Genomic DNA, 9,517 nt, shown 5'->3' on the forward strand with positions numbered 1-9,517 from the left:
TAGGCAGTGCCGCAATAAAAGCTGATTCTGCAATAGTAAGTTCCTCTACGGATTTATTAAAATAATTTTGTGCAGCTACCGCAACACCGTATGCACCACGACCAAAAAATGTTTGATTAAGATATAATTCTAAAATTTGATCCTTAGTAAATACTCTTGAAATCATATAAGAAAGAATCGCTTCTTTAATCTTACGTTCAAGAGAAACTTCGTTAGTTAGCAGAAAATTTTTAACCACTTGCTGAGTAATGGTAGACGCTCCTTCCATACGCCTATGATGTAAATAATTAGATATGTTTAAAAATGCCGCTCTAACTATTCCAAACAAATCAACGCCGGGATGGTTATAGAAATTCTTATCCTCAGCTGCAATAAAACTTTCTATTAGCGAACTCGGTACGCTATTAATCGGTACAAACACACGACGTTCAAAAGCATACTCCTCCATTAATTTGCCGTCACGGGAATAAATACGCGTTACCGACGGCGGATAATAACGTGCAAGCTGTGAGTAATCAGGCAAATCACGCGAATAGTGGTATATTATATAAGCAGTAATCCCGCAACCTACTAAAATAAGGAAGACAAAAATTTTTAAACAAAAAAGAAGAGATTTATACATGACTTATAATATTTCGCCGGTTAAACTATTAAGTAAAGCCTTAGTAATTTTTACATCAATGATTTTACCAAGCAAAGATTTATTAGGGTTTTGGATATATACGGACTGCATGTATGGAGTTTTACCTATTATCTGGTCGTCGAATTTACCATTGCGATCAAATAGAACTTTCATAGTACTACCAACACAACTTATATTAAAAGCTAGTTGCTGAGCCATGAGTTCTTGTTGTAATATAGTTAATCTCTCTGATTTTATATGTTCAGGTATTTGGTCGGTTCTAGTTGCACCAGGTGTGCCGGGACGTGGGCTATATTTAAACGAATAACACTGACCATATTTTACTCTACGGACCAAATCTAATGTATCTTCAAAATCTTCATCTGTTTCACCGGGAAACCCGACAATAAAATCAGAGGATAAAACTATATCAGGCCTTGCTTCTCTTAAGCGATTAATTATATCAAAATAATATTCCCGATTATGTTTGCGGTTCATGGCTTTTAATATTTTATTTGACCCTGACTGCACCGGTAGATGTAGAAACGGCATTAATTTAGGTTCGGTGCCGTACAGCTTTATTAGATCATTATTCATATCTATCGGGTGTGAGGTGGTATAACGTAATCTCTCTAAATTGGGAATTTGTGCTAGATGTTTGAGTAAATCGGCTAGACTAAATATTTTATCTGCAGGACCTTTACCGTGATATGCATTGACATTTTGTCCAAGTAACATAATTTCTTTAGCACCGCTACTAACTACTTTTAGTGCTTCTCTGTAAACCTGCTCTACATTTCTTGAAAATTCAGCACCTCTAGTATAAGGTACTACGCAGAAAGTACAAAATTTATCGCACCCTTCCTGTACCGATATAAAAGCACTTGTTCCTTGCGGATATAATTGCTCAGGTAGCTGATCAAATTTTGCTTCTTCAACAAAATCAAGATCGATTAAGTGTTTTTCATGTCTAACGACTTTTGAGATTAATTCCGGTAGGTTATAATAAGATTGCGGACCGACAACAATATCAACATAAGGAGTTCTTGTAAAAATCTCCTCCCCTTCCGCCTGTGCCACACAACCGGCTACAACTATTATTGCAGAACTTAAACCTTGTTTTGTTCTGGTATCTTGTAGTTTCTTAATACGACCGAGTTCAGAATAAGTTTTCTCAGCTGCTTTCTCTCTGATATGACAAGTATTTAGAATAATAACATCTGCTTCTTCAATATTTTCAGTAGGTTCATAGCCAAAGGGATAAAGCAAATCCTGCATCTTAACGGAATCATAAACATTCATCTGACACCCGTAGGTCTTAATATAAAGCTTCTTACTCATAATTTTATATATATATCTTTAAACTAAAAGCCTAGTATACGAAGATCAAATTCAAAAAGAGCGAGGAGTTCACAAGGCAAGATGAGCTGCGTATAACGTAATACGCAAGAACCGAAGCTCTTGTAGAACGACTCAGCCAATTTTTGCAGTTCATCGAATGTACTAAAGTTTTATATTATACTATATTTATATCAATCTTTAAACTAAAACCTTAATGGGCATTGCTCAATAACTATAGATATCTTTAAAAGCCCTGTCATTGCGAGGAAAAACTGCAAGTTTTGACGAAGCAATCCAGTTAAAAATGCTAATATTTAGATTTTTATTATTTTTGCTAGATTGCTACTACGCTCCTTGCAGTCGCTCGCAATGACGACTCAGTATCCAGGCAGGTAATACTGAGTTAGTAATGACACTCAATCCTTACGGATTAATTCTTGCTGTACAGATTCTTGCGGTGATTTCTTTTAATTTTTCTATTCTTTCAATAAAACAAAGCAGCTGTTCTTTAGTAATTTTATAGTTTTTATCATATCTTGCATCAACATAAGCTTTTTCAAGAAGCTCAAAACACTTTTTTTGTTCTTCGGTTAATTGAAGAAATACACTCCATAATTCATTGTCATAATTTCCTGCCATGCTACCTAGTTCTTGTAAATTATGTAATTGAGGTTTGTAGCTTGAGGAAACTAATAAAATAGTACTGTAAAGACTTTCCGTAGCTTGATGAAGGGCAAAGGCTGATAAAAAGCATACTACAAATCGCTTAAATAAGTAGTTGCCCCTTTTAAAAAACCTTTACCTCTACCAATCGCTCCAAGATAAATCTTTAGCCTCGCTAAGTATAAATTCACCGCTATCATATAAAAGAATACCTTCTTTTTTTATATCGGTATAAAAATAACGTCCTTTTTCTAACTGCCTACTTATTTCCTCTATTGACTCTAGAATTATCGATATTCTTGAATCATACGGAATAATTTGCTTAGGGTTTATTATTCCTGTGTTTTCTAATCTTATATATTTATATTATCTTTTAATCTTAAAACAGTATATCCTTTATATTTACCTTTTTTCAGAATTATCAAAATATCAGTATCGCTATGATAGCCGTAAGGTAGATCATGTACCCAATCGCCTCTAGCAAAAGAGCCGTACAAGATAATCATAGCAATTTTTCCTGTGCAATATCTAAAATCTGCTGCACTATAAAATTAAGCCTTGCTCTAATTTTAAGAGAACGTTCGGGCAAGGTGGTTTTCATTTAAATATCTATACTTTATATTGTTCTACTTTTAGCTTTTTTATTTCTTCTATTGTAAGCTTAGTATATCGTGCTATTTTCTCTATAGGCTCATTCTCTATTAGCATTTCTTTTGCAGTTTCAATTTTCTCTTTTTGTATGCCCTTCTCCATCCCGGCATTAAACTTTTCTTCAAACTTGTCTATTTCTTGTTATATAGCCATTTCAGCTTTAAAATAATCATCATGCTCTTGTTCTGTCCATTTATATTGCTCTAAACTTGCATATGCCGATAACACAATTTCATTTTTAATCTCTTTTGGCGGTTCTTGTTCTTGCGAAGCATATTTTAATAAATGCAACCATTCATCGGTATCATCTTTAAGATCATTTTTTAAAACTTCCCTAGTTCAATAAATACATAAGTTAATGAAAACAAATATTATTTATGGGTATTGCTTTCTTTTATATGATGATAGCTAATATACGGCAATTCATCAGGCAAAGCTTTTGCTCCTATGAGAGAAATTATTACTACCGGCAATAAATCCTTATGTTTCATACCCTTCTTAATTTGACTAACTTAGGTATAACAACCGTAAAGCTGTGTTCTATTAAGATAATCTTTCTCCATTTTACGCTGCATCTCGATTATATACCATCTACCGGTTTCATCTTTAACTTTTATATCGAACAAACTTCTTTGCCCTTCAAGAAATACAGGTAACTGTTCAGTAGTTATATAGCTTAAATCTATGATTCTATCTCCTTGCGATAACCTAAGAAGAGAGGTCAATAAATTTATTAATTTTACTTTATCGCTAAATAGTTTTTTAAATGCGACATCATTTGTACCGTCTAAATATCTTTGGATAAATAATTATATCTTTGGTAAATCTTTATACACAGCAAATTAACTTCAGGCAGTAAATTACTTTTACAATTTATTATCGGTACTAGGCTTCTTGCATCACCTATCTTATAAAGAGGCACTTGAAGGAAACACGGAACACAGCACTGCAGCGTACATAAAAGTACGTGAGGATGTGAGTACCGGATTGACGTACAAATTTACCTTTAGAAGGAGGTTATGCAAGAAGCCTATTAATACCTACCATTATCATCATACACTCCCCAAATTACTTTCTTGGAAATCCAACCTGTGTAATCCTTACATGTAATTTGGCAGAATTGTTCTTTACATTTTTTCAAACTACAACGAACTTTTGGCATTAATTTTGCTATAACTCGGCTTTTACGGTCTGCAGATTTGGTAAGTTCTATTTCCTTATCAGAAGTAATAACTACTGATCTTTTACCTGATAAAACACTTGAATGTATCCAACCGCCTTCGCCGTTAATGTCACGTACTTGTCGCCATTGCTTGTATTCTGCAGTTATTTCCACCGGTTCGCCTTTTTTAACAAAAACCCATTCTACGGCAGATTTAGTAGTTGGTCCGCTCCTTGCATTTACTTCATTAGATTTTATTGAAACAAATCTCGGAATAGGCAATTTTTTATTATCGGCATTAATTGTTGTTGATAATATTACAATAATTAAAGTAATAAGAATTTTAATCATTATCTTCCGCTTCAGATAAAGCATCCTCTTTTTTTGCTATTATATAATTACCAAGCCTAAATTGTACTTTTATTCTATTAATTTCCTGCTCACTAATACCTATATTTTTTAGGACTGTTCCACCTATTTGTAATCCAGTCTCATAACTTTCTGGAATAATAGTTGTGGCACCTAAATCATAAAACTCTCTAGCATTTTTTAAATTTTTTAACTTAACGACAACCGGTATATCCTGATAATTACCACTAATTGTTTTAAGCGATTTCTTGATAGTTACTTGATTATTCATAGTAAGTATTATAGCGAATGCTCTTTCCGTACCTAATGCCTTTAGAGTATCGGCTTGCGATACATCACCTTTAAAAACCGGCAAACCGTTTGATAGCTCTTCTTTTACCCTATCATCATCTAAATCAAGTATTACGTAACTTATACCTTCCGCTTCCAAAACTCTTGCTACCATTTTACCGGTATTACCGAGTCCGGCAATAATAATATGGTTTGTTAAATCTCTTGCCCCAAGCTCAATCATTTGAGTCGGAGTTTTACCAAGTCCTTTATCAACTTTCTCAGCAATCTTTTGCCCTAAAGCTGCAAGTAATGGAGTAAGTGCCATAGTAAAAGTAACTACGAGTAATAATATATCGGCAGTACTTTCTTCTAATACTCCACTATCTTTACCTAAACTGAATAATATAAAACCAAACTCTCCACCTTGCGATAATAATAAGCCTGAATAAAAAGCAACTCCTTTATTAAAACCGAATAAAATACAAAAAGCCGTTATGATTAAGGTTTTTATACCTATTAAAGCAATAGATAAAGTAAGAATATGAGATATTTTTTCATACATTTCTAGGGCATCGATATTCATACCCACGGTCATGAAAAACAATCCTAAAAATAAACTTTTGAAAGGATAAATACTTTCCTCTGCCTGCAATCTAAATTCAGTTTCTGCAACTAATACTCCGGCAACAAATGCTCCTAGAGCTAAAGATAAACCAAATGTTTCGGTAGCCCAAGCAGCAGAAAGTACTATTAACAAAGTCATCGAAATAGGTAACTCGCTTGCATTATTACTTTCTGATGAAATGAATGAAAATACAGGACGAAGAAAAACACGACCGACAATAAATATTGTAAGTAAGGCCGTTACGGCTTTTAAGAGTGCAATACCAAGAGCCGCTGCAAGCGAGGCTTTATTGTTACCGGCAAGTAACGGAACTATCACAAGCAATGGCACTACGGCCAAATCTTGTAGTAACAGAATAGCTAAAGAAACTCTTCCTATTTGCGTTGATTGACTACGATTTTCCTCAATAACCTGCATAACAAGTGCTGTAGATGAAAGGGCCAGACCACCGCCGGTAATAATAGCCGCACTACTATTACCGTCTATAAGCACCATTGCACCGGCAATTACTATAGCGGTTGTTAAAACTTGCAAACTACCGAGACCAAATACATATCGTCTCATAGCTTTTAATCGCTCGAAGGATAACTCAAGTCCTATCGCAAATAATAGAAATACTACACCAAGTTCACCTAGTAACTTAGTTTGGTCATATGTTACGATTTTTAAACCGTGATCACCTATTGCAGCTCCGGCAATTAAGTAACCAAGTACCGGACTTAATCTAAGACGCTTAAGTATAGCCACGATAAAAACCGCAGTACCGAGTAAAATTATAACGTTAATAAGAATATGATCGTTCATCTTTTCCAAATTTCTTCTAACTTAAAATGCTCCCGTACTTCAGGATAAAAAATATTAATTAAAATAGTACCTGCATCTATTAGTACCCATTCTGATTTACCAAGCCCCTCAATATTACTATTTATACCAGCATTATTTTTTAATTCTAAAGCTACATATTCAGCAATTGCTCCAACATTTTTAGTCGAACGACCGCTAGCAAATATAATATAATCGGCTAATTTATGTTTTCCTGTTAAATCAATTACCTCAATATCTTCTGCTTTTTTCTCACTTAAACATTCTAAGATAAATAATTTTAATTCTTCAGTTTCTTTTTTCATAATAATTAATAGGATGACATAATAATATTAATTATTATATGCATAAGAGTCGATTTTATCAATGAATGTTTAAAATTCTATAATAAAAAATTCATATAAAGCTTTACTTTAAGCAAAAAAACTTTAATTAATACTTAAATTAATATTGATAAAATAATGGCAATATCTGTAGAAGAGTTAGAAAAAATACTTAAAGAATCATTTCCGAACAGTACAATGAAAATTACTGATTTAGTAGGAGATCAAGACCATTATGCCTTAGAAATATCAGATGTTCAATTTAATGGACTTTCTTTAATTAATCAACATAAATTAGTAAAAAACGCTCTGTCTGAAATATTAAATAAAAAACTACATGCAATTACCATAAAAACTATCGCAGTTCCCGAAAAATAATTACAAATATTAATATGATAATCCAAGTTTACTTTAAATCTTAGCGTACCGGACTGGGCATGGTATTTTTTAGCTAAGTTCAGACTGTAATGCACTCCGTACTCCATTCTACCCTTCTTAATTACTGCACCTGCCCCTAAATCATATAGCATTTTAGTAGGTTTAGGTGCCAGTACCGGTAGAGGCTCATTAAGACCGTTAAGATCTGCAACGATTGCCGGTGTTTTACCTTTGAAATCGTAATTAATAAAGGCATAAATTTGCGGTCTAATTATGCATTCATCCTTATAGGAGGTTGTCTTAATTTCACCGCCGAGTATACCTTGTTATATTGACATTTCTAAATAGTTAGGTTTTGGAAAGAAGTACCGTATTCCTGATAACTGGAATCTTTAATCTTAGTAAGCCTAATTCCTGCCATCGGTGCAAATGAAGTTTCTTTCCATAGATAATTATAACCCCCAACTACTTAACCGCTATAAAAAGTTGAATTATATTTACCGTGTGCTGTTTCATAACCGCCTACAATATTACGTAGTTCATTAGTTTTAATATCACTTCGTGCATAGATGGTTACGCCTTCTATAAATAGGTTATTTATAAAGCTATATAAACCGTATATAGAGCCCATATTAGTTCCGACCTTAGTAGTATTGCCGGCTTTAGCATTTTACGTAACTTCGTATCGACTCTAATAAGCAGCACCCAGAACTATATTATCGTTTATAACGGTATCAATCCCGATTGAGCCACCGGTAGATTTAGCTTTATAAAGTCCGTTAAAGGCTTTTTGTACTGCCTTACCGTAATATAGGCTAACCCATACCCCGTAAATGGAATTATTAGCTTTACTTTCATCAAGTTCACAATCACCGCCTCCGACAACTACACCTCTCTTACGTGATGTAGCATCTTCTGCTGTAGGATTCATAGCATTGTTATTTTCATCTTCAAGAGCCTTAATGCTCTCCCTTACTTTTTGATTAGCGATACTAGTATTATCTTGTGCAGCATTAAAGCCGTCATTCGCTTTAACACGACTTATTCCGCTACCTGAGCTTCCACCGCTACTTGTACCTGCAAAATTATCTCGGCTACTACCTATAGCAGACATATCGCTACCGGGACTACTTCCCATGCCGTTACTATTATTATTAGCGGGAGAAACACCTGTTGCTTTAGGATTACAGCTATTACCGTATGGACTACTTCCGCTGTTAGTTACACCGCCTTTAGTTGTATCTCCCAAACTAGAACTGCTCCCTTGTGCTGAAGAGTTACCGCTATTAGCAGGAGCAATACCGGTTACAGCAGGACTATTATAACTTGAGCCACCGACACCACTCTAACCACTAGAAGCCGTTGATAGACTGTATACATCCGAACCAAAATGAACTATTGTAGCTTGAGCCACCTGTTGACGGACTGTTATAACCCGTAGTACCTCCAAAGCTACCGCCTCCTCCAGTTGATAACTGGTTAGCGCCTACGTTTGAGGTTGAAGTCGTTACGACCGAAGCATTCGGACCGTAAGGATTGCCTCCGACATTAGCAGGACCGTTAGGACCAAATTCGCCTGTGCCTGTAATCGGAGTAGTCGGTATATCCCACCGGATTGCTAGGTGTTACGTCGTAGCTGCCCGGAGTGGTAGACGGAACATATATATATTGTTAACTACACTACCGCTAGTTGGTGGCGGCTGTAGAGGGTTAAAACCTCCAACACTCGAACCGACGGAAGGACCCCATTGGGGTAATAAGCGGAGTAGTTATTCTATGTATTTCATTTGAAGGTCTTTGTAATTATAGGTAATAGATGTTCAACGACTTCTCATCTTTGCCCTACAAGGGTATTTACTATAACATTACCAACAGTAGTATTTATTAAAATTTTGATGATATTATTGTTACATCTCCTGTTGGTTCTATCGTTAAAAGTACAAAGGAATTACCTGTAATTTGCCATCTGACAAAACCACCTTCATTAGCGGTTACATTAAACGGTAAGCTTACAGCATTACCAACTATGATATTACACCTGCTGCCGTGGTGATGATAGGATAAGCACTACCTTGCCCCAATAGCAAACGGATTATTTTGTGCAGTTAAAAATACTTTAATTGAAGAAACATTTGATAAATCAAAGGTACTACTGCTTGCGAGTACTATATTACCACTATTAGCGTTGCCTGTTTGCCCTGCATTTATAGTATCATAGAAGACATTTATAATAAGCTCACCAGTAGGAGTAGCAGAGCCTGTATAAGTAACTTTATTATTACCAAGAT

Annotated in this window: 13 protein-coding genes and 1 pseudogene; 1 reads left to right on the forward strand and 13 read right to left on the reverse strand. The window is 34.8% G+C overall.

Annotated features, from left to right (window positions below):
* The 10 genes from BG75_RS10245 to rsfS all read right to left on the reverse strand — a co-directional run.
* The coding region (locus BG75_RS10245; RefSeq protein WP_410525721.1) for a transglycosylase domain-containing protein at positions 1-622 on the reverse strand (622 nt) is incomplete at its 3' end.
* A 3-nt stretch (positions 623-625) separates the two neighbouring features.
* Positions 626-1,963 carry a tRNA (N6-isopentenyl adenosine(37)-C2)-methylthiotransferase MiaB gene (miaB, locus tag BG75_RS06515; RefSeq protein ID WP_062811841.1) on the reverse strand — a complete coding sequence of 446 codons (1,338 nt, stop codon included), beginning with the start codon at positions 1,961-1,963 and terminating at the stop codon, positions 626-628.
* 423 nt (positions 1,964-2,386) lie between these two features.
* Positions 2,387-2,662, reverse strand: a complete 276-nt coding sequence (locus BG75_RS08530; protein ID WP_156468987.1) for a HEPN domain-containing protein — start codon at positions 2,660-2,662, stop codon at positions 2,387-2,389.
* Positions 2,663-2,979: 317 nt separating this feature from the next.
* Complete coding sequence (locus tag BG75_RS08870) at positions 2,980-3,132, reverse strand: hypothetical protein (protein ID WP_196242490.1); 153 nt, start codon at positions 3,130-3,132, stop codon at positions 2,980-2,982.
* A gap of 103 nt (positions 3,133-3,235) precedes the next feature.
* On the reverse strand, positions 3,236-3,379 hold the full coding sequence (locus BG75_RS10250) for a hypothetical protein (RefSeq protein WP_252903705.1): 144 nt from the start codon (positions 3,377-3,379) through the stop codon (positions 3,236-3,238).
* A 39-nt stretch (positions 3,380-3,418) separates the two neighbouring features.
* Positions 3,419-3,568, reverse strand: a complete 150-nt coding sequence (locus BG75_RS10255; protein WP_252903706.1) for a hypothetical protein — start codon at positions 3,566-3,568, stop codon at positions 3,419-3,421.
* Positions 3,569-3,789: 221 nt separating this feature from the next.
* On the reverse strand, positions 3,790-4,002 hold the full coding sequence (locus BG75_RS10260) for an Rpn family recombination-promoting nuclease/putative transposase (protein ID WP_252903707.1): 213 nt from the start codon (positions 4,000-4,002) through the stop codon (positions 3,790-3,792).
* A gap of 308 nt (positions 4,003-4,310) precedes the next feature.
* Complete coding sequence (locus BG75_RS06535) at positions 4,311-4,790, reverse strand: SH3 domain-containing protein (RefSeq protein ID WP_062811843.1); 480 nt, start codon at positions 4,788-4,790, stop codon at positions 4,311-4,313.
* Entirely contained in the window at positions 4,783-6,510 is a 1,728-nt protein-coding gene (locus BG75_RS06540) for a monovalent cation:proton antiporter-2 (CPA2) family protein (RefSeq protein WP_012736865.1), read from the reverse strand. Before BG75_RS06540 ends, BG75_RS06535 begins: the two co-directional genes overlap by 8 nt.
* On the reverse strand, positions 6,507-6,833 hold the full coding sequence (gene rsfS, locus BG75_RS06545) for a ribosome silencing factor (RefSeq protein WP_004997291.1): 327 nt from the start codon (positions 6,831-6,833) through the stop codon (positions 6,507-6,509). Before rsfS ends, BG75_RS06540 begins: the two co-directional genes overlap by 4 nt.
* A 156-nt stretch (positions 6,834-6,989) precedes the next feature.
* Here rsfS and BG75_RS06550 point away from each other — a divergent pair, with 156 nt between their 5' ends.
* Positions 6,990-7,229 carry a BolA/IbaG family iron-sulfur metabolism protein gene (locus BG75_RS06550; RefSeq protein ID WP_012151363.1) on the forward strand — a complete coding sequence of 80 codons (240 nt, stop codon included), beginning with the start codon at positions 6,990-6,992 and terminating at the stop codon, positions 7,227-7,229.
* Positions 7,230-7,698: 469 nt separating this feature from the next.
* On the opposite strand, the gene BG75_RS10265 is transcribed toward BG75_RS06550, so the two are convergent.
* From BG75_RS10265 to BG75_RS10765, 3 genes and pseudogenes are all read right to left on the reverse strand, one after another.
* The gene (locus BG75_RS10265) at positions 7,699-7,860 is read right to left on the reverse strand and encodes a hypothetical protein (protein ID WP_252903709.1); all 162 of its coding nucleotides are present in this window, start codon (positions 7,858-7,860) and stop codon (positions 7,699-7,701) included.
* A gap of 60 nt (positions 7,861-7,920) precedes the next feature.
* Entirely contained in the window at positions 7,921-8,478 is a 558-nt protein-coding gene (locus BG75_RS06560) for a hypothetical protein (protein ID WP_217284891.1), read from the reverse strand.
* A gap of 582 nt (positions 8,479-9,060) precedes the next feature.
* Positions 9,061-9,517, reverse strand: a pseudogene (locus tag BG75_RS10765) (hypothetical protein); the annotation flags it as partial.

It is taken from the genome of Rickettsia endosymbiont of Proechinophthirus fluctus, from assembly GCF_001602635.1.
GTDB lineage: Bacteria > Pseudomonadota > Alphaproteobacteria > Rickettsiales > Rickettsiaceae > Rickettsia > Rickettsia rickettsii.

Bases quoted from the DNA above. Each gene is read 5' to 3' on its own strand.
- rsfS (WP_004997291.1), bottom strand. From the start codon at position 6,833: ATGAAAAAAGAAACTGAAGAATTAAAATTATTTATCTTAGAATGTTTA.
- BG75_RS10265 (WP_252903709.1), bottom strand. From the start codon at position 7,860: ATGGGCTCTATATACGGTTTATATAGCTTTATAAATAACCTATTTATA.
- BG75_RS06540 (WP_012736865.1), bottom strand. From the start codon at position 6,510: ATGAACGATCATATTCTTATTAACGTTATAATTTTACTCGGTACTGCG.
- miaB (WP_062811841.1), bottom strand. From the start codon at position 1,963: ATGAGTAAGAAGCTTTATATTAAGACCTACGGGTGTCAGATGAATGTT.
- BG75_RS06550 (WP_012151363.1), top strand. From the start codon at position 6,990: ATGGCAATATCTGTAGAAGAGTTAGAAAAAATACTTAAAGAATCATTT.
- BG75_RS06535 (WP_062811843.1), bottom strand. From the start codon at position 4,790: ATGATTAAAATTCTTATTACTTTAATTATTGTAATATTATCAACAACA.
- BG75_RS10250 (WP_252903705.1), bottom strand. From the start codon at position 3,379: ATGGAGAAGGGCATACAAAAAGAGAAAATTGAAACTGCAAAAGAAATG.
- BG75_RS08870 (WP_196242490.1), bottom strand. From the start codon at position 3,132: ATGATTATCTTGTACGGCTCTTTTGCTAGAGGCGATTGGGTACATGAT.